17 protein-coding genes, 2 tRNA genes and 1 pseudogene are annotated in these 19,173 nt (G+C 40.8%); 8 read left to right on the forward strand and 12 right to left on the reverse strand.

The window, feature by feature from the left end; genetic code table 11:
- Positions 1-82: 82 nt before the first annotated feature.
- Positions 83-1,669: a S41 family peptidase gene (locus BLP33_RS23365; protein ID WP_090533703.1), complete on the forward strand. Its 1,587-nt coding sequence runs from the start codon at positions 83-85 to the stop codon at positions 1,667-1,669.
- A 102-nt stretch (positions 1,670-1,771) separates the two neighbouring features.
- Here the strand turns inward: BLP33_RS23365 and BLP33_RS23370 are convergent, their stop codons facing one another.
- The 4 genes from BLP33_RS23370 to era form a co-directional block, all read right to left on the reverse strand.
- Positions 1,772-2,683 (reverse strand): NAD(P)/FAD-dependent oxidoreductase, encoded by a 912-nt coding sequence (locus BLP33_RS23370; RefSeq protein ID WP_090533705.1) that lies wholly within the window; start codon positions 2,681-2,683, stop codon positions 1,772-1,774.
- Positions 2,684-2,815: 132 nt separating this feature from the next.
- Positions 2,816-3,487 (reverse strand): hypothetical protein, encoded by a 672-nt coding sequence (locus BLP33_RS23375; RefSeq protein WP_090533707.1) that lies wholly within the window; start codon positions 3,485-3,487, stop codon positions 2,816-2,818.
- Positions 3,488-3,718: 231 nt separating this feature from the next.
- Entirely contained in the window at positions 3,719-5,020 is a 1,302-nt protein-coding gene (gene der / locus BLP33_RS23380; RefSeq protein ID WP_090533709.1) for a ribosome biogenesis GTPase Der, read from the reverse strand.
- Positions 5,021-5,181: 161 nt separating this feature from the next.
- Positions 5,182-6,057, reverse strand: coding sequence for a GTPase Era (era, locus tag BLP33_RS23385; protein WP_090533711.1), 876 nt, complete (start codon positions 6,055-6,057; stop codon positions 5,182-5,184).
- 149 nt (positions 6,058-6,206) lie between these two features.
- On the opposite strand from era, the gene BLP33_RS23390 reads away from it, so the two are divergent.
- A tRNA-Met gene (locus BLP33_RS23390) sits at positions 6,207-6,279 on the forward strand.
- A 111-nt stretch (positions 6,280-6,390) separates the two neighbouring features.
- Here BLP33_RS23390 and BLP33_RS23395 read toward each other — a convergent pair.
- Positions 6,391-8,100 carry a hypothetical protein gene (locus tag BLP33_RS23395; protein ID WP_090533713.1) on the reverse strand — a complete coding sequence of 570 codons (1,710 nt, stop codon included), beginning with the start codon at positions 8,098-8,100 and terminating at the stop codon, positions 6,391-6,393.
- A gap of 297 nt (positions 8,101-8,397) precedes the next feature.
- A pseudogene (locus tag BLP33_RS27900) lies at positions 8,398-8,613 on the reverse strand (DUF4986 domain-containing protein); the annotation flags it as partial.
- Positions 8,614-8,819: 206 nt separating this feature from the next.
- Here BLP33_RS27900 and BLP33_RS23405 point away from each other — a divergent pair.
- Entirely contained in the window at positions 8,820-9,410 is a 591-nt protein-coding gene (locus BLP33_RS23405) for a C40 family peptidase (RefSeq protein ID WP_175490099.1), read from the forward strand.
- Positions 9,411-9,599: 189 nt separating this feature from the next.
- Here BLP33_RS23405 and BLP33_RS23410 read toward each other — a convergent pair whose 3' ends face one another.
- Together BLP33_RS23410 and BLP33_RS23415 are read right to left on the reverse strand one after the other, a co-directional pair.
- A complete protein-coding gene (locus BLP33_RS23410; RefSeq protein ID WP_090533718.1) occupies positions 9,600-10,013 on the reverse strand; it encodes a hypothetical protein in 414 nt (137 codons plus the stop codon).
- Complete coding sequence (locus BLP33_RS23415; protein ID WP_090533720.1) at positions 10,010-10,567, reverse strand: RNA polymerase sigma factor; 558 nt, start codon at positions 10,565-10,567, stop codon at positions 10,010-10,012. Before BLP33_RS23415 ends, BLP33_RS23410 begins: the two co-directional genes overlap by 4 nt.
- 123 nt (positions 10,568-10,690) lie before the next feature.
- On the opposite strand from BLP33_RS23415, the gene BLP33_RS23420 reads away from it, so the two are divergent.
- Complete coding sequence (locus tag BLP33_RS23420; RefSeq protein ID WP_090533723.1) at positions 10,691-11,023, forward strand: DUF6249 domain-containing protein; 333 nt, start codon at positions 10,691-10,693, stop codon at positions 11,021-11,023.
- 129 nt (positions 11,024-11,152) lie between these two features.
- Positions 11,153-13,576, forward strand: a complete 2,424-nt coding sequence (locus BLP33_RS23425) for a TonB-dependent receptor domain-containing protein (RefSeq protein ID WP_090533725.1) — start codon at positions 11,153-11,155, stop codon at positions 13,574-13,576.
- Between the two features lie 169 nt (positions 13,577-13,745).
- Here the strand turns inward: BLP33_RS23425 and BLP33_RS23430 are convergent, their stop codons facing one another.
- Positions 13,746-14,159, reverse strand: a complete 414-nt coding sequence (locus tag BLP33_RS23430; protein ID WP_090533727.1) for a nuclear transport factor 2 family protein — start codon at positions 14,157-14,159, stop codon at positions 13,746-13,748.
- Between the two features lie 220 nt (positions 14,160-14,379).
- On the opposite strand from BLP33_RS23430, the gene BLP33_RS23435 reads away from it, so the two are divergent.
- From BLP33_RS23435 to BLP33_RS23445, 3 genes are all read left to right on the forward strand, one after another.
- Positions 14,380-14,455: transfer RNA gene (locus BLP33_RS23435), tRNA-Met, on the forward strand.
- A gap of 236 nt (positions 14,456-14,691) precedes the next feature.
- Positions 14,692-16,353: an AAA family ATPase gene (locus BLP33_RS23440; RefSeq protein ID WP_139160053.1), complete on the forward strand. Its 1,662-nt coding sequence runs from the start codon at positions 14,692-14,694 to the stop codon at positions 16,351-16,353.
- Positions 16,353-17,204: an HNH endonuclease signature motif containing protein gene (locus tag BLP33_RS23445; protein ID WP_090533731.1), complete on the forward strand. Its 852-nt coding sequence runs from the start codon at positions 16,353-16,355 to the stop codon at positions 17,202-17,204. Before BLP33_RS23440 ends, BLP33_RS23445 begins: the two co-directional genes overlap by 1 nt.
- A 261-nt stretch (positions 17,205-17,465) precedes the next feature.
- On the opposite strand, the gene BLP33_RS23450 is transcribed toward BLP33_RS23445, so the two are convergent.
- The 3 genes from BLP33_RS23450 to BLP33_RS23460 all read right to left on the reverse strand — a co-directional run bounded on the left by BLP33_RS23450 (position 17,466) and on the right by BLP33_RS23460 (position 18,996).
- Positions 17,466-17,942 (reverse strand): DUF2214 family protein, encoded by a 477-nt coding sequence (locus tag BLP33_RS23450; protein WP_090533734.1) that lies wholly within the window; start codon positions 17,940-17,942, stop codon positions 17,466-17,468.
- Positions 17,943-17,950: 8 nt separating this feature from the next.
- A complete protein-coding gene (locus BLP33_RS23455) occupies positions 17,951-18,355 on the reverse strand; it encodes a DUF4267 domain-containing protein (RefSeq protein WP_090533736.1) in 405 nt (134 codons plus the stop codon).
- A 65-nt stretch (positions 18,356-18,420) separates the two neighbouring features.
- Positions 18,421-18,996 carry a Crp/Fnr family transcriptional regulator gene (locus tag BLP33_RS23460; protein ID WP_090533738.1) on the reverse strand — a complete coding sequence of 192 codons (576 nt, stop codon included), beginning with the start codon at positions 18,994-18,996 and terminating at the stop codon, positions 18,421-18,423.
- Positions 18,997-19,173: the final 177 nt, after the last annotated feature.

Below are 19,173 nucleotides of genomic sequence, written 5' to 3' on the forward strand. Positions count from 1 at the left end.
AAATTCGGTAAAAATCATCAAATGCAAGGGTGCGGGTAAAAATTATTGACCCTGCAATTATTAACTTTGTGTGTAATAAGTTATGAAGAGGACCGCGGGTGTAATTTTCCGGACAATAATCCTGCTGCTGGTAGGGGTGATGATAGGCCAGGTGCTTAACAAGGATTTTGCCGCGCATAACCTTGGCTTCTCCTTTGTGAGCAATAGTAAAATAGCAAAGGTGTTGCAACTGGTTGACCGCAACTATGTTGACAGCGTTAATATCGATAGTATTGAAGGCGTGTCGGTAAATAACCTGCTTCAAAACCTTGATCCGCATTCGCTTTATTTACCGCAGCAGCAGGCGCAATCCATCAATGAACGGTTAGACGGTGGTTTTAACGGTATCGGTATCGAATACCAGTTACTTCGTGATACACTGATCATTACGCAGGTTTATGCCGGCGGTCCGGCCGAAAAAGCGGGCTTACTGGTGGGCAGTAAGGTGATCAATGTCGACGATAAAAAGTTTTCGGGCAGCAAGCTAACAGCCACCCGTATAAATAGTGTTTTCAGGGGCGAAAAGGATGCTGAAATAAAACTGAGTGTTGTGCCTCCGCTGAGCAAAGATTTAAAAATACTTACGGTTAAACGGGGGCATGTTGACCTGAGCAGTGTTGATGCTGCCTATATGGCCGATGCTAACACCGGCTATATCAAGATCAGCAAGTTTTCGGCCACTACCGACCTCGATTTCAGAAAGGCTTTAACGGCGCTAAAAGTTGACGGTATGAATAAATTGCTGCTTGACCTGAGAGGCAATGGCGGTGGGTACCTTAATGCTGCTACTTCATTAGCCGATGAGTTTTTAACTGATGGAAAGCTGATAGTTTATACCAAAGGGATTCACGAGCCCCGGACTGATTACTTTGCCACCGATTCGGGCATGTTTCAGAAAGGGAAACTTACCGTGCTTATTGATGAATATTCGGCCTCGGCCAGTGAGATTTTAGCAGGGGCCCTGCAGGACCTTGACAGGGCTACTATTGTTGGTCGGCGATCATTTGGTAAAGGTCTGGTACAGCAGCAGTTTGCTTTTGACGATGGTTCAGCAGTTAATTTAACAGTGGCCAGGTACTATACCCCTTCGGGCCGCTCTATCCAGAAATCATACAAAAACGGGGTTGACAGTTATCGCAATGAACTTGCCCAGCGCATGCAAAAAGGTGAACTTTTTTCAGAACAAACCAACCTTAATGATAGTGTTTTTAAAGGTAGCCCATCATTCCATACTTCAAGCGGCCGCAAAGTTTTTAGCGGCGGAGGCATTATGCCCGATGTTTTTGTACCGGCGGATACCAGCAAATTCACCCCGCTTATCCAGGACCTGAGCCAGCAGCAATTATTTACCGCTTACGTTGTTGACCGCCAGCAGCAATTGCTTAAAAAATACCCGACTGAAGCTGAGTTTTTAACTCAATATGCTGTTAGTAATGACGAGGTCGATAAATTTATACTGTATGCCTCGCAAACCATTAAAGAAATGGATTCGCACGAAGTACAGATCTCCAGGGAGCCGATAAAAACAATCCTGAAAGCCCAGGCGGCCCGCTTTAAATGGGGTGATAACGCCTACTTTAAAGTGATCAACACGGGTGATGTAACCTTTAAAAAAGGGTTGGAGCAGTAAGGATCCGAACCCTGATTCTCTTGATTTGAGGATTTCCTGATTATGGAAAAGACTTACGAAGTTTTGAAAACTTCGTAAGTCTGCACTGCAATTGAATTGATGCTACTTTCCCGGTAGGAAAACCTCATTAATCAATTCCAAATTTGCCATAACACCTGCCAATGCGCCGCTGTTAACTGCATTGGCTATGGAGCGAATGCCCGAAGCGCTGTCGCCCGCGGCATAAACGCCGGGTACCGTTGTTTTTTGCTGTGCATCAACCTGAATATGGCCCTGATCGGTAAATGAGCAGCCTAATTGTAATGCAATATCACTGTGTTGCACAAATGGGAGCCTCGCATATAATGCCTTAAGTTTTATTTCGGAGCCGTTTTGCAAATGGATGGTAGTTATCTGGCCGTCATGATGATCAAACGCTGCTATTTCCCCCTCAATAATTTGTATATTATTATGACTGATAATGGATTGCTGATCTCCTGTCAAAGTTGATTTTCCGTTAGTGAACAGAATGAGATCTTTTGTCCAGTTTGAAATAAGTTTGGTCAGCTCAAAAGCCATTTCGCCGTTAGCAAATATGCCTGTAGGCTGATAACCGTATTCATAACCATGGCAATAGGGGCAATGAATAATCGATATTCCCCAGCATTCGGCGAAGCCGGGAATATCGGGCATTTGGTCTTTAATACCGGCAGCAAGGATAATTTTCTTTGCGCTGAATGTTTCACCGGATATTGTACTAACCTCAAAGCCCTTAGTTATTGGTGTACATTGAGTGGCCTCACTATGGAGCAGCGTGATAGTTGGGTATTTTAAAGTTTGTTCGCGGGCAATAGTCAAAATCTCGTGTGGAGTTTGACCATCGCGAGTAAAAAAATTGTGTGAGTGTGGCGTTTGGCGGTTGCAGGGCAAGCCACTATCAATAATTAATACTTTACGCATGGCACGGCCCAAAGCCATGCCTGCAGATAAACCGGCGCTGCTGCCGCCGATAATGATCACATCAAAATCCTTCATATGATATTGCGGTTAATTATGAATAAAGGTAAATGACAAAAACACAAAATGCAACCATGTTGCATTTTGTGTTTTTAAACTGACAAAGTAGAATGGCCGGCTGGCTAAAGAAATGCCAATTGCGCCGGTATTTTATTTTTTATTGGTTTTGTTCAGTGTTAATAATCCGTTGAAATAGGATAATAGTTTTCGGTTATCATCCTGAATGTAGGCCACCGGATAATCGTAATTCATAAAAGTAACCTTCCAAACTTTGGCAAAATGAGGCTGGTCAGGCGTATCCGGCGTTAGGTTGTAATACCCGAACTCCGCATTAAGGCATGATGATTCATTAACATGGTTATCAATGGTATAGCCATCTTTTTTAAAAGCATCAATAAAAATTTTACGTATTTGGGGCAGCGGAGCCGTTGCTGTAGTATTCAGGCTAAGTGTGCCATAGCGCCGACCAATGGTAGTTGCGAAAACTTCGTTCCTGAAATGATAGCCTATTCCCGAATTAAAGATGGGCAAACCTTTGCTTTCTTCATAAGCTATAACATGCTGGTAGATATTAAGCGGGCCATTATTGCTTATGCTATCGTTTAAAATAACTCTATATATCACCAGGCCGTTAACCGGGATGTTGTTTTTTTGCAGGAGCTTAATGGCTGCTGCCAGCTCAACTTTGTTGCTGTCGCTATAATCACGTTTAACACGACTGATGCAGCCATTATCTTCTCCGTCGGCAGACGATAGCTCACCTTTTTTGCATGCCGTAAAAGCAGCCAGTACTATTAGTACTAAACAGTAAAACTTTTTCATGAAGTGTAAAGTATTGAGGTTTAGTAGTATTACGGAGCGGGGGATGGAAACGTAACAACCAGGGGGTAAAAAACGTCATTGCGAGGAACGAAGCAATCGCGGACTAAGCAGGGCGTACCTTCAAATAGGAGATTGCTTCGTGCCTCGCAATGACGCGGTGGTGAAACTTTGTAAGTCTGGATTTGATAGATCAAATTCAAGGTAATCCTCAAATCCTAAAAATCAAGGTTCTTACTTCTGCCTGAACCATACCTGCACCGGGGCGCCCGAAAAATCAAAATTTTCGCGGAGTTTATTTTCGATAAACCTATAATAAGGCTCCTTTACGTATTGCGGCAAATTGCAGAAAAAGGCAAACATTGGCGAAGTGCCGGCAATTTGGGTAATGTATTTTATTTTAACGTATTTACCTTTTATTGATGGCGGAGGATAGTTTTCGATGATAGGCAGCATCACCTCGTTCAGTTTGGAAGTCGGGATTTTACGTGCGCGGTTTTGGTAAACCTGGTTGGCTACGTCTAACACCTTTAGTACCCTTTGCTTTTCGGTAACAGAAGTAAATACAATAGGCACATCGCTAAAGGGAGCAATTTTATCGCGGATCTGCTCTTCAAATACTTTGACGGTTTTATTGTTCTTCTCAATCAAATCCCATTTGTTTACCACAATCATCACGCCTTTTTTGTTCTTTTCGGCCAGGTGGAAGATATTGATGTCCTGCGATTCAAAGCCTTCAACAGCATCAATCATCAGGATAATTACATCGGCTTCTTCCAGCGCTTTGATGGTGCGCATTACCGAGTAAAACTCAATGTTTTCTTTAACCTTGGTTTTTTTACGCATCCCGGCAGTATCTATCAGCATAAAATCATGACCATACTGGTTATAATGGATATGGATAGAGTCGCGGGTGGTACCGGCAATAGGGGTAACAATGTTACGGTCCTTACCGATAAGTGCGTTAATGATAGATGATTTACCCACATTAGGGCGACCGACAATGGCATATCTAGGGCGGGTGTTTTCTTCAAGTACTTCGTCTTCAAAGTGTTTTACCACTTCGTCGAGCAGTTCGCCGGTACCTGAGCCGGTCATTGATGAAATGCTGTAGATTTCGCCAAGGCCGAAACTGTAAAACACCATGGCATCGGCAACCTGGTTGTTATTATCCAGCTTATTCACTACCACAAAAACAGGTTTATTGCTTTTGCGCAGGCGGTTGGCAATCTCATCGTCCAGATCAGTAATACCAGTTGTAACATCAACAACAAAAAGGATCACTGAAGCTTCTTCAATGGCAATATCAACCTGCTCGCGAATGGCGGTTTCAAAAACATCGTCGGAATTGGCTACATAGCCGCCTGTATCAATAACGGTAAAATTGTGGTTAAGCCACTCGGCAACGCCGTAATGCCTGTCGCGCGTGACACCGCTAAAGTCATCAACAATGGCCTTGCGGCTTTCGGTTAAACGGTTATATAATGTTGATTTGCCTACGTTGGGCCTGCCCACAATGGCTACTATGTTACTCATGCTTTTTTATTAAGAGTCAGGATGCAAGAAATCAAGATTCAGGAATACAAATCTATCTAACTTAACAAATGCTTCTACGAAATTTTTAATTTTTATTAATGATAGATCAAGATGTTGGATTATCCTGCATCTTGATTCTAAAAGTCTTGATTCTGTTCTTTCTATTCGTACCCGAATTGTTTGAGGTAATTCTTTTTGGTACGCCAGTCGGGGATCACTTTTACAAACATTTCCAGGAAAACCTTTTGCTGAAAAAAGTCTTCCATGGCGCGGCGGGCATAGGTGCCGGTAATTTTTAACATTTCGCCGCCCTTGCCTATGATGATGTTCTTTTGCGATTCGCGTTCCACAATAATCTCGGCGCTGATGCGGTAAAGCTTTTCGCCCTCAATAAAGGCGGTTACAATAACCTCGGTGCTGTACGGAATTTCTTTCTTGTATTGCTTAAACACCTGTTCGCGGATCATTTCTGAAGCGAAGAAGCGGTCGTTACGGTCAGTTAACGCATCTTTTTCGTAATAAGCGGCATGCTCCGGCAGGTTTTCGATCACGAAATCCATAATGGCCTTGATGTTGTGGCCATGCAGTGCCGATATGGCGAAGATGGCTTTAGGGTTTAATTTTTCCTGCCAAAATTCAACTTTCTTTTTTACGGTTTCTTCATCGCTTTGGTCAATTTTGTTGATGAGTACGGCAAGAGGCGCTGATGAACGCTCCAATTTTTTAAGAACGTCTGCTTCATCATATTCCTCATAAATGTCGGTAACCAGCAAAATAAGGTCGGCATCAACAATAGAGCCGTCAACCTGGTGCATCATGCTTTCGTGCAGGGCGTAGTGCGGTTTGATAACACCAGGGGTGTCCGAAAACACGATCTGGTAGTTTTCGTCATTCACAATACCCAAAATGCGGTGGCGTGTAGTCTGCGCTTTAGGGGTGATGATGGACATTTTTTCGCCCACTAGCGCGTTCATAAGGGTTGATTTCCCTGCGTTGGGTTTACCTATTATACTTACAAAACCTGCCTGATGAGCCATAAAAAAATAATTAAAAATATATTTGGACTGCAAAGAAACGAATTATATCTTTGCAGTCCAATTAAAACGGAGTGCAAATTTGCATTTTGATAATTGGAAGCACCTTTCCGGGGTTATGGCCGGATCTCAAATATATAGCACAAATACAGTGCGGGATGGAGCAGTTGGTAGCTCGTCGGGCTCATAACCCGAAGGTCGTAGGTTCGAGTCCTGCTCCCGCTACGAAGAAAATGAAAAGCCTTGAATCGAAAGATTTGGGGCTTTTTGTTTTGGTTGGCGAAGTTTTGCTCCCTGAATTTCTTGAGCAGAGGAATGATTTCCTTGCAGCCGCCACTATTTAATCACAAATTTTCTAAAGGCCGGTATGGTTTGATATATTCCATAACCCATAAAAATTCTGCTTAAAATAAACACCAGATTTGTTTTCCATGTAATGTGTTCGCTTTCTAAATTTTTGAACAACGGAAATGATGCCCAGAAATTACTAAATGATAGGAGCCCACAATAAAAACCACTACATAAATCTTTAAAAGAGCCATTGAATGTCCAAGAGAAAGCTGGATTTGTTAAAGATGCTTCATAAGAAATAAATAGAATCCAAGATATAATTACCGTGAAAACCACGCCTCTCGACCAACTTAAGCCATGGTTATTGGATAGATAGTTTAAATATAATACAACTTTATCCCAGCCCCATGGAAGTTCTTTTCTAAAATAATGCATTTCCTGGGATCTAAATGCAAGTGAAGAGGCTCGATTCCCTTGTTTATCGGCTGCTAATTTTAGTTGACGATAGGTTTCTTTATAGTAGACGTTATCACTAATTTTTTCATCAGCTTTGATGATATAGCCAAATTTAGGATTTTTTGTTCCTATTTGAATTTTAGGGGGGAATACTGAGTTTGAAAGAATCAAGCTACTAACTTCACTTTTCGCTATCACAAGTTCTTCAAATTTCCTAAAATCGACATTTACAAACTCCGTTGTGTTAATGTTTGAGTCGAAAATTATAAGCGCGTGATTTTTATACACCAACTTCAAGTCTGCAAATGTTAATTTACTTTGGTTATAAAAATCAGTTATAGTTATAAGATGAGTTTCTATTTTCTTGAAAATAATGTTGCCAAGATTTACACCGGAAATGGAAATTGAGGGCACAGTTATATTATCAAGGATAATATTTCCTTTAATTATGCCATCTATGGTAAAACTTAATCCTGAAATATCTTCTTTTGCTTCTATTGCCGTTGAAAAATAACAGTTGAAACTATTGACAAACTCGCAACTATGGATGCTTAAATTTTCGATGTTACCGTCATATTTTATTCCGAAATTTTGTCTCGCTAATACATGATTTAAATAGAAGGACTTTACTTTAAATTCTTTATCAACAACAACTTGGCTATTGAAAAGAGCTGTAGACAACCAGAATATTTCGGTAATCGTTCCATTTGAAAATGCCACTCTATCTGAAAATTCGGAAGAGCTTATGTAAAAATTGTTTATTTCGACATTTTCGGAGATCGTAAAATATTGATTTAATTTATTCTTTTCGAAAAAAACTGTGTTATAATAGCCCGCTCTTAATTCAATCGAACAGTCAAGATCACTGCTTGAAAATTTCAGTTGCTTGTATGAGCCTTTTTTAAAGCGTATTTGACCTGTTGTATGTTCAGGAGATTTAATAGCCCCATTCAATGTTATTTCTTTATATTCTCCTCCGTTAAACTGCAAATTTTGAAAAGATGTGTTAAAAAACGTGATCTCACTTGTGGTGTTGCATTCGTTCCAGGTCAATTGCTCGTTGAAAATAGTATTAGTGGATGACAGCCCTTTTTTTAAAGTGCAATTTTCAAAAATTACACTATTGTTAAAGGTGACTCCTTTTATTGAAACACTACCTTCGAAAACACAGTTTTTAACTGCCAATAAATTCTCGACATTGATTTTTTCTAACGATATATTCCCCAATATGGTTTTATCAATTACTTCAAGACCATTGCTAAATAGGGTTAAAAACTTATCTGAGGAGATTGTTTCCATTATGGTTTTAAAATTAGGTAATCGCCCCTGTTAAATCAATAACTATCAGTAGATATCCTTCATAACCCCAAGTTGGCAGCAGTGGCACCAAGCACTTTCCTGATGCCGACTTCTTTTATCCTTTGTACAGCCATGAACGAGGCTAAGCCACATAATCCTAAACAAGTAATGGAATCCTGGTTTTAAAAAGCCTTTTTTGAGCGCTAATTAAGATGCTTTACTTTGCAAATGAGAATACAGACGAGTTGAGCTTAGTCCTGCTGGAATTGTAAAATGAAACCTTCTTAACACGATAACTTAATGGGTATCTTTCAAATCCCCCTGGTGCCAATAGATCATATACCGGGCATCATGTGATTTGTAAAAAGGGATCAGTTCCAGGTTTTTAAACTTAGCCGGACTGATCAGTTCAGGCGCAATGAAGGTTTGAGATTTTCCGACAACAGGTTTCAGGTATTTTTCAGGACTGGTCTGGTTGGTTGTCAGTACAGGTGCATCATTTAACGGATATGTTTTACTACTGGCGCGGCCATACTAAAGTAGGTGATTTTTAATAGCTGTTATTTAACACCCGTTTTGCTTTTTTGATGAAATAATAGTATTAGTACCCTACCATCTTTTTTACATTTTGATTACTATCCGTGGAAATTTTTACCTATCATTACAACATGCATGTTGTAATTGGTTCCAAACTCCTCCTTGTAGCTTGTTTATCACTTATGAAGCCGGCAAAGCCTGCCGTATTTCACGCATCAAAAAAACATAAAGCAAATAAAACGGTAAAATTGCATAGCCATGCAAGGTTGAGGCATCATTATGCCGAAGTTGTGGCCAATTATGAAACTGGCGAAACCACACCCGACGAGTTGGTTGAATTTGCCCAAACCCTGAAAGGCATCAGGTATCGGTATGGTTCAAGCAACCCGGAAAAAGGTTTTGATTGCTCGGGTTTTGTTAATTATGTTTTTACTCATTTCGGCATCTCTATTCCCCGCAGTTCATCGGATTTTGCGCCGGTTAAGGGGATTGATATTAAAGACGCCAAATTTGGCGATCTGATTTTGTTTACCGGAACCCGCAGTCACAATTACCACAGTGCAGGGCATATTGGTATTGTGATATCACAACCTGGTGAACCATTGGTGTTTATCCATTCTACATCGGGTGATGAAAATGGCGTTACTGAAACCGCCATGAATGATCGTTACCAGCGCAGGTATATTAAAACCATCCGTGTGTTTAAGGAAGAGCCTCAACCACAGGAAGAGGACGAAGATGCTGTTCCTGATACGTTAGAAGAAGCCCGTTAATCTTAATGTAGAGACGCATCACATGCGTCTCCCGTTTGCAGGTTGCAAAACATGTAAGCCCGCTCTGCGCATTGTGAGATGTGTAACCCCTGTTGTGTTTTATTTAATTGATTATCAGTTGCTTGATAGTTTGTTTCTGGATTTGTGTTAACCCTCATCCGCAATGATGATCTCTACGTTTCCCAGTTCTTAATAACTCCTGTTTACCAATCTCTGATCAATAAAAAGATAGCCCACAAATCCTGCAACCAGTGTTAATAACAGCCATTTAAAGCTGATAATTGCATTTAAAAACATATCACCGCTTTCTGGGCTCATTATCGATAGCAACCCATAGGCCAAGGCCAAACCCGCTGCAAATATCCCAAGCGCCAACAAGTTAAAGCGCAGATCGTTTTTACGGTTGATTTGCTCCTGCAGTTTTCTCCTAACGTTAGCGGCAAAACTCATAGGCAGGCCTTCTTTTGGCTCGGTACCCAGTGCGGTAAATAAGTTTTGATAAGCGAGCAGGTCGTTCTTATCTTCTTCCGAAAGTGTTTTGTTATCCGGAACCAAGCCGCTGTTCAATAGTTCCTGTAATTCGTCGTCATCCAGCTCTTTCATATATTTTCTTTCTTAAGGTCTTTTTCAATTTTCTCTTTCAATAATTTCCGCGCCCTGAAAAGATGGCTTTTCACTGTTCCTTCCGGGATACCCGTGATCTCTTCGATCTCAGCACATGAAAACTCATTTAGGTGGTATAGCGTTAACACTGTTTTATATTGATGCGGCATTTGCTCAATAAGCAGGTTAACATAAGCTGCGGTATTTTTTTTTATCAGTTCCTGTTCGGGGTTTTCATCTGTAAAATGATAATTATCAATATTTTCTGGATATTCGGCAGGGGGATTGTTCTTGTTCTTTTTTAAATAGTTTACAGCGGTTAAGTAGGCTATACGTGCTATCCAGGTTGATAGTTTCGACTGAAACTCAAACCGGTGCAGGTTTTGGTGAATCTTAATGAAAACTTCCTGGCATATATCCTCCTTGTTTTGCTGGTCTTGCACCAGCCGGTTTATCACAAAGAAAACCAGCTTTTCGTACTGCTTTACCAGCAGTTCAAAAGCCCGGAGATCTTTATTTAATATTCTGGATACAACCTCGTGTTCATTAAACATATTACAGTAGTCAATATATAAGGTTTAGCGGTTGCAAAAAAGAATAAAAAATATTTTAAAATAATTGCAACCTGCGCAAGCCATCTGCTGACTACTGTAGCAAATACTTAAACAAACAAGATCATGAAACAGTTAATGCCATTCATCGTAATCATCATATTCTTTATACTGATTGCTATATTCATACTTGCCCTTTATAATTACATGCTGAAAAAACGCATTATTAAATCGGGGCCGCTGGATGAGAACAGCGTGAAATTTCTGGCCCAGTTAAACTCAGGCAACGAAGCCTTAAAATGGGGGCTCATCCTTCTTTGCGCCGGTATAGGTTTTATAGTAATGCAATTCATCCCCTACAGTGCCGAAGATTCGCCCGTTCCTTACGGAGTTGAAATGATCTTTATCTCAGCCGGCTTTCTAATCTATTACCTGCTGCTTCGCCGCCGTAAGAATTAAATAATCAGCCTGATTTATTGTACTAAGCGGGCGGTTTAGCCGCCTGTACCATCAAATTTTAAAGAGAGAAATTTCTCTCCGGGAATCCTTTGCCTAAAAAATCAACCAAAATCTAACACCCTCACAAATATGAAAACTAAACAAATAGCAATACGGTTAATCATGATGATAGCTGTGTTAATCATTTATAACCTCAATAGCTATAGCCAAACCCCGGTGCAGGTAAAAGGGGATATTGCTGATTCGGTAACTAAAGCACCTTTGTCATTGATAACCGTACGGCTAAAGAATGCTGCCAATGAAACCATTATGGTTGCTGTTACTAAAGAGGATGGCTCCTTCAGTTTTGCTTCGGTACAACCGTCAAACTATTCGCTGTCTATTAACGCTATTGGCTACAGTTCAAAAACAATACCCCTCGATCTTACGCATCAGCAGCAAATACTGGTGCTAAAACCGGTTTATTTAAGTGATGTAATGACCAATCTGAAAGAGGTTGCCATAACCGCCGAAAGACCGATTATCAGGCAAAAGGCCGACAGAATAATTTACGACCTGAAGGCGGATCCTGAAAGCAAGGGAAATAATATACTAAGCATGATGAGGAAAATTCCTTACCTGTCATTAGATGGGGATGATAATTTACTGCTTAAAGGAAATTCAAGCTTTAAAGTGCTTATTAATGGTAAGCCCTCCGGCAGTTTGGAAAGCAACCTTAAAGCCGTTTTAAAAAGCATTCCGGCATCAACCATTGAGCGGATTGAGGTGATTACCATACCGCCATCAAAATATGATGCCGAAGGCTTGGCGGGCATCATTAACATCATCACCAGCAAAAAAATCAACGATGGTGTCAATGGTTCTGTAAATATCAATGAAAGCTTGCCTACGGGTGGCCCCGGCATCGGAGGTTCTGTTACGGCTAAAAAAGGCAAGTTTGGTGTTTCTGCTTTTGGCGGTGGCAGCATCAACAATTCGCCGCAAACCTATAATACCAACAAACGTGTTGATGCTGCCGGTACAACACTGGCGCAAAACGGTTATCAGCGTTCAAATAATAAAACCGCTTATTTCGGCACCGAATTAAGCCTGCAGATAGATACACTGAATTTATTAACCGCCCAGTTCAATTATAACGGCAGCCGTGTAACCGATCATAACGGGCAGTCGTCTCTGCTAACCGGCGATAGTAAGCCTGAGCAATACCGTTTTCAAAACAATAATAAGGCCACCAGCTATGGCATTGATGCAGGGATCAATTATGAATTGGGCTTTAAAGGGGTTAAAAACAGGCTGCTTACATTTTCATACATGTACAGCAGCAACACAAATAACAAAAATGGCGATGTTCAATTTTTTGACCGGGTAAATTTCCCGGGCCCCAATTTTCAACAAAGCGATAAACAAAAATTTAAAGAACACACTGTACAAGTTGATTTTGTTACCCCGGTAAATAAAATGACCATTGATGCCGGCATTAAAGCTATATTCAGGAATAACAGCAGCGATTTTAGCTATAGCTCATTAAATGAAACAACCGGTTTATATGAGCATGATGCAGCGCAGTCAAACGCATTTACCAATACCCAAAATGTATTTGGCGCTTATAACTCCTATCAATTGGCTTTAAACAGCTGGAATATCAATGCCGGTGTACGGGTTGAAGAAACTGTGATCCGTGCCAATTTCATAAGTACAGCATCTGTGGCCGATCAAAACTATTTTAACATTGTTCCTTCTGTTTCGGTAAGTAAAAGATTTAAAGACGAAAGCAGTATCAACTTCGGTTTTTCACAAAGGATCAGGAGGCCGGGAATCAACAGGCTTAACCCTTATGTTGACCGCTCAAATCCTAATTATGAAGTTACCGGTAACCCCAACCTGAGACCTGTTTTATTGAACGATATCCAGCTTGGGTATGGCAGCAATAAAAAATTATCAGTAAACATCGGGCTCGACTATTCGTTCATGAACAACCTCGATTTGCAGGTAGTTAATTTTGATCGGGCTACCCAGGTTACACGAGTTACCTATGCTAATACAGGCAAGGCCAGCAGTGCGGGCGTTAATTTTAACCTTAGTTATCCTGTAACTAAAATTTACAACGTAAGCCTCAATGGTAATATGATGTACTTGTGGCTGCAGGGCCAGGCCGGTGGGAAAGTAGTGAACAATAACGTGCTGATGTATGGGGCTACGCTATCAAACGTAGTACGCCTGAACCATGGCTGGGGCCTGAATGCCGATTTGGGTATAAATAGCCGCAATCCTACAGGTTTACAGGGACACACCAACGGCTTTTTTTACAGCGCGTTCAATTTCAACAAGGATATTGTAAAAAATAAGTTCAGTATCTCTGGGGGGATCAAAAATCCGTTTACCAAATACCGCAACAGTGTAAGCAAAACATTTGGTCCTCAATTTAATCAAACCTACCAAAGCATGAACTATTACAGGTCATTCAGCATCAGCTTAAACTACAATTTTGGCGGCTTAAAAGACAGAATCAATAAAAACAAAACAGGGATCGAAAATAATGACGTAGCTAATTGATGATAGCGTATCTGATTATTGCAAAGGCCTCAACAATTTTAGTTAAGGCCTTTTTAACGTTGGTCAAAACATTTTTTTTGTAATAACTTAAGAAAAGCGGGTTTGAACAACAAAGAGAGGTATGGTTAAAGCGTAATTTTTATAAAAGGGCCCAGGCTCGTAAGTAGCTTTAAGCTAAGTGTGCCAGCCCGTCAGGAAACATTCCTTTGGCCACTACAACCATATCCAGCGCTTCGCGGATGAGCTTGATCTTACCATTTTCGGCAACCACGCGTCCCATATAGGTTTGCGGATAAACCCGACCGGTTGAATTGACTATAGCGTTCACATCATATTCGCCAAAGGCCTGGTCAGGTGTATCAATATGGATCCTGATGTTTTGAAATTTAAAGTTGCCGAATGTTTTGGGCAGGTTTTTAAGGAAATTATATATTACTTCCCGGCCTTTCCATTGCCAGGGTAAACCTAAACTTGCAAGGTAGGGAAGCTCGAACACTGCGTCGTCGGCAAAAAGTTCAATAGCTGCATCGGGGTTATTGATCTGCTCAAGATAGTTGAGCAATAATTCTTTAGCGGTTTTCATTTCTTTGAAATTTTATGATCCTGTCCGTTCATCGGTCGGGGTATCACAAAGGTGCAAAGTACCCAAACGCCACACATTGACTTATAGTAAGAAAGAAATTGACTTATGTCAACGAAATTAATGAGTTAGGTGATAGCATGTTAAGTAGTTATTAACAGTATACCACCATTTGTGACAAACAGATGTGATAACTTATCGTACATTTGCACTATCAAAACAGTGCGGGATGGAGCAGTTGGTAGCTCGTCGGGCTCATAACCCGAAGGTCATAGGTTCGAGTCCTGTTCCCGCTACCAGAAAAAAAGTCAAAAGCCTTGAGTCGAAAGATTTTAGGCTTTTGTTTTTTTAAGCTATATTGATCTGTGTTGGTAGCTCGTTAGACTCATATCTGTCGGCTGACCGGCAGACAAACGACTTTGGCTGATAATGTTTTAATGCGATAGGGTTTACGATTAGTTTTTAATATTTTGTGAATTTGAATAACAATATTTATCCTTGCTAAAATAGAACAGTGCTTTCTAAACCTCCTATCATGTTTATCGAAGTTATTGAATGGGCTAATAATAAATTATATAGCTATAGTCAGGAGCCTTCCTTTTATTTAGAACGGGATGATTGGGACGACTATCATTACCGCACTTCGTATTATTTACATTTATCTGGCAGGCATTCTGAAAGCGGAAAAAATACTTTGATCGGCCATCTGAAGATTTTGAAGGAGGGCCAGCAGGAAAGGGAAAGTTATCTGATTCCCTTAGGCGGCTTGAAACAGTTGGATGACGGGTTTTGTTCCTTAGGTCAATCGCTGGATTATTACGAGAGAATTGCCCAGTTGGATAAGGACTTGCGCAATGATTTATTTATTGCGTTGCGGGACATTGTAATATTTCCAGATATGGAAGAGGGGTTAAATAAGGAGCCGGGGTTTGAAAAATCCTTGCTTCGGTTTGTAAACCGGAAAGACGATATCTTCTCCATTGCACCGTTATTGATCTCGCGGGACTTTAATAAGTTACTAAGCCTTGATCTGCAATTTGATTTTAAAATCCCCGATTTAGCAGAACCCATAACGTTTGATTTTAATTCCCCAACCTATGGTTGGAATAGTAAACACTTGCCAAACCGTATCGCGGTTATCATTGGGCGAAACGGTTCCGGAAAAAGTACTTTACTTGCGAAAATTTCAAGGATCGCTTTTGCTTCCGCCAGTGACCGTAGCGATAAATCATTGCAACAGGTTGGTGTCATCTCGCCGGCAGGTTTGGGTTTTCCCCGAATTATAAATTTAGCTTACAGTGCGTTTGACAGTTTCCAGGTACCAGGCATTTATATTAATGAAAAGGAGTTGATCGTTCAGGAATTGAAGGAGGGTTTGGGCCGTTATATATTTTGTGGCATCAGAGATATAGTCAAGGAATTGGAAGATATTTTGCCCAATCTCAAAACCCGGCACAACGGCAAGTTACTGCCAGAGGATATTATAAAAGATAGGCATGAAAATTCTTTTTTAAAACCCGTCCGAACATTGGCGGAGGAGTTTTGCAAAAACCTGGACATTATTAGTACGACTGAACAGATCGAATTATTCCCGGAAGTAATGGAAATCCTGGCCGGGGAAACTTCTATGCACACGATTGCGGAAATTGACTTTTTGGCAAAGGGGCGGGATGAAAACTTTGCTTTTTTTATGGAGCTAAGTACCGGGCATAAATTCGTATTTCATGCGCTTTCCTCCATCGTGGCATTAACTACGCCCCGCTCCTTACTATTGTTTGATGAACCGGAGACGCATTTGCACCCACCCATTTTAGCGGTTTTGATGCAGGCGATCCGCCATGTATTGGAAAGACGGAATTCTTTCATGATAGTGGCCACTCATTCACCAGTGGTTTTACAGGAGACTTTAAAGCGGCACGTTTTCGTCGTTAGGCGTGAGGGTAGTGCTTTGGTCTGCGGTCATCCAGAGATTCAGACTTTTGGAGAAAATATTGGTTTAATCACCGCTACTGCTTTCGGCCTTTCCTCTGAAATAACGGACTATCATTTAACGCTGGATAAAGTTATTGGAGCCTTAACTTCGTGGGTTCTGGAGCCCGACCCCGACGAATTGATTATAGAGATAGAGAAAATATTCGACCAGGAATTAAGTATGCAGGCCAGGGCCTATATTTTAACCAAATTGTACGCTAAGTAATGTGGAAATTAAAATTACCTGATAACAAAGCGGCACTGGACGAACTGGAAACAGCCCTGACTCTGAAAAATGGGAAAGCCAAGTTTCCTTTATCCGCAGCGGATAAAATCATTGTTCAGGAAATTTACGACAATTATGAAACGCTTAAAGGTGTCTCAAATAATAAGTTGTTAGGCGCTGGTTTAACCATAGGTTTGGCAGAAGCCATTGAAGCAGGTTATGGCGAAGTGCAGCTGAATAATCGTTTAGAGGATTTACGAAACCGGCTATTAGTTAATGCGGGGTTATGTCCATGTTGCGGCATATTGCCAGCGGACGAGCTTGATCATCATTTGCCAAAATCTGTTTTTAAGGCTTTGGCTGTTTATTCCAGCAATCTTGTTCCTTATTGTCATAAATGCAATAATAAAAAACGTGCCGTCACTGGTGATGATCCAGCTGAACGGTTTATTCATTTTTATTATGACGATGTGCCAGAAGATGTCCAATTCTTTTTCGCGGTTACCAAAATTACCAACAACGCCTTAGAGGTGAATTTTGAACTACGTGCCATACCAGAATTAAATGCCGAACTGTATGGCCAATTAAGTTTTCAAACACAACGCGTGGGTCTAAATAGCCGGCTGGCGAAGACGGTTAATGATTATATGTCTTCATTTGCTTTTGGTTTGGCCGACTCCTTCAACAGCGGGGGCGAGGTTGCGGCTCAAAAATTCCTTCAAGGGAACGCACGCCAATTACAGCGGCAGTTCGGGATTAATCATTGGCGGACTGCATTACTTACAAATCTTTCTGAAAATCGGCTTTTTTACAACGGCGGTTTTTTTGTACCGCTGGCTTTGACTGTATAAAAGGAGAACATCTTTGGTCTACTTTGGTATTTGTAAATATTCTATTCCTGTCGCTTCCTAAAAATGCCATCTGTTTTTTTACGCTCAATCAAGGTGTTTGTATCATGCTGATAATAGGCGCTCTACATGAATCTAAATATTGCTTCGAGATCATTCACAAGGTTCGACATTAGTCCTGTTCCCGCTACCAGAAAAAAGTCAAAAGCCTCGAGTCGAAAGATTTGAGGCTTTTGTTTTTGCATGAAGGCGCAACTTTCCAACTTAATTAAACTTAAAAACGGCCATTAGCACCACAATAAAGAAGATGCAAAGCTGTATAAAATGAAACCTGATCATAGTACGGATAGCATCTTCAACCTGCTGGGCTTTCACATTGTTGCCTGTTGTCAAACTTTGTTTAAGCCCGTTCCCGCTCTTTTGCCCCATTAGCATGCCGTTAAGCACAAGCCCAAGTACAAATATCATCTTAATTTTAAACCATAGCTGATTGCCGAAGGCATTATGCGTAATAATCAGGAAACCTATTCCTGAAAGTACTAATAATATACCGCCGATAAGTAGTAAAACGGAAAATCTGGATAGTATACCAATTTGGTGTACTGCGGCATCTTTATTAGTTTGATAGGTTTTTAAAATGCTTCTGAACGCAACAAACTCAACAATATCGGTTCCCGCCATTAGCGTGAGACCGGTAAGGTGCATAAAGAGGCATATTTGTAAAAGCGTGTAGGAATTCATAAAATTAATTAAGATTTAAATAATAAAAAACTGGTGATAGCCATATAAACTGCGGTTAACCCATGGATCATTAAGTGAGAAATATCCGATGGGCCGTTTGTTGAAAGCACAATGAGGAAGTCGGCTGCCGGAACAGTTATTGCTGATGTAAATACCCAGGCTGTTGCCCTGCGCATACGCAACAATAAAAGGGGTAGCAGGACCACTCCCGAAAAAATGTCGCGGATGCCTTTTATTCTTCCAAATGGTAAATCATCGTTATTAATGATGGGAATACCGTAGCCTATAGCGCCGGCGGCAGGGTTTATTATAAAGCGGACACCAATAAAAATGATGCCCACTGCAATGAACAGGGTCATCCAAAAGGATGCCGACCGGATGCCCCATTGCTGTGTTTCGTGTATTGTTTTCATGTACTGTTATTTTTAACAGTACAAAATTGGGCAATGGAAATCTTCCATCCATTCACCCAGGTTAATTAATGCTTATCCCAGATCCGTTTACGGATACGGCTTAACGATTGTGGTTTAATACCTACATAGGAGGCTATATAGTATTGAGGAATACGCTGCGCAATATCGGCATACTCACTTAAGAACTTCGCATACCTTGTTTCGGGCGAATCGGTATATAAAGAACCTATCTGGCTGATTACACTTACAAATACCTGTTCTATTGCCAGGCGGCCAAATCTTTCGCCTGCTTTTACCTCATTATAAAATTGCTGCATACCAACGTAACTGATCACCCAGATAGTGGTATCCTCCAGTGCCTGTATATTAACGTACGAGGGAGTTTGGGGCAGGAAACTTATATAGTCGCACACAAACTCGTTTTCTTTGTTAAAGTAATTGGTTTGTTCTACTCCATCATTGTTAATATAATATCTCACAAGCCCGGTTTCGATAAAAACAACGTAGCGGCAAATATCGCCTGCTTTAAGCAGATGCTCGCCCTTTTTAAGAGTTTTCTTGTGAAATAAAGTGCGCGCTATACCTTCGTCATCGAAAGAGAGCGGGACATAACTTTTAATTTTTTCTATTAACAACTCCATTGAGCTAAATTAAATTACAGTATCGTTAAACTCAAACTTCAAGAACAAAGTTTGTTATGCTCTTCCTCGTTTCTGCGTTTGCCTTTCAATTGATCACTAATGCTCTTTCTTTATCGGAAGTGAGGCTCTTTCCCGGGAATGGCGAGTCTTTCCTGGGAACGGGATCAGAAACAGGCT

Origin of the sequence: Mucilaginibacter sp. NFR10 (genome assembly GCF_900100445.1) — a bacterium.
Taxonomy (GTDB): Bacteria; Bacteroidota; Bacteroidia; order Sphingobacteriales; family Sphingobacteriaceae; genus Mucilaginibacter; species Mucilaginibacter rubeus.

Bases quoted from the DNA above. Each gene is read 5' to 3' on its own strand.
- BLP33_RS23365 (WP_090533703.1), top strand. From the start codon at position 83: ATGAAGAGGACCGCGGGTGTAATTTTCCGGACAATAATCCTGCTGCTG.
- BLP33_RS23370 (WP_090533705.1), bottom strand. From the start codon at position 2,683: ATGAAGGATTTTGATGTGATCATTATCGGCGGCAGCAGCGCCGGTTTA.
- BLP33_RS23375 (WP_090533707.1), bottom strand. From the start codon at position 3,487: ATGAAAAAGTTTTACTGTTTAGTACTAATAGTACTGGCTGCTTTTACG.
- der (WP_090533709.1), bottom strand. From the start codon at position 5,020: ATGAGTAACATAGTAGCCATTGTGGGCAGGCCCAACGTAGGCAAATCA.
- era (WP_090533711.1), bottom strand. From the start codon at position 6,057: ATGGCTCATCAGGCAGGTTTTGTAAGTATAATAGGTAAACCCAACGCA.
- BLP33_RS23395 (WP_090533713.1), bottom strand. From the start codon at position 8,100: ATGGAAACAATCTCCTCAGATAAGTTTTTAACCCTATTTAGCAATGGT.
- BLP33_RS23405 (WP_175490099.1), top strand. From the start codon at position 8,820: ATGAAGCCGGCAAAGCCTGCCGTATTTCACGCATCAAAAAAACATAAA.
- BLP33_RS23410 (WP_090533718.1), bottom strand. From the start codon at position 10,013: ATGAAAGAGCTGGATGACGACGAATTACAGGAACTATTGAACAGCGGC.
- BLP33_RS23415 (WP_090533720.1), bottom strand. From the start codon at position 10,567: ATGTTTAATGAACACGAGGTTGTATCCAGAATATTAAATAAAGATCTC.
- BLP33_RS23420 (WP_090533723.1), top strand. From the start codon at position 10,691: ATGAAACAGTTAATGCCATTCATCGTAATCATCATATTCTTTATACTG.
- BLP33_RS23425 (WP_090533725.1), top strand. From the start codon at position 11,153: ATGAAAACTAAACAAATAGCAATACGGTTAATCATGATGATAGCTGTG.
- BLP33_RS23430 (WP_090533727.1), bottom strand. From the start codon at position 14,159: ATGAAAACCGCTAAAGAATTATTGCTCAACTATCTTGAGCAGATCAAT.
- BLP33_RS23440 (WP_139160053.1), top strand. From the start codon at position 14,692: ATGTTTATCGAAGTTATTGAATGGGCTAATAATAAATTATATAGCTAT.
- BLP33_RS23445 (WP_090533731.1), top strand. From the start codon at position 16,353: ATGTGGAAATTAAAATTACCTGATAACAAAGCGGCACTGGACGAACTG.
- BLP33_RS23450 (WP_090533734.1), bottom strand. From the start codon at position 17,942: ATGAATTCCTACACGCTTTTACAAATATGCCTCTTTATGCACCTTACC.
- BLP33_RS23455 (WP_090533736.1), bottom strand. From the start codon at position 18,355: ATGAAAACAATACACGAAACACAGCAATGGGGCATCCGGTCGGCATCC.
- BLP33_RS23460 (WP_090533738.1), bottom strand. From the start codon at position 18,996: ATGGAGTTGTTAATAGAAAAAATTAAAAGTTATGTCCCGCTCTCTTTC.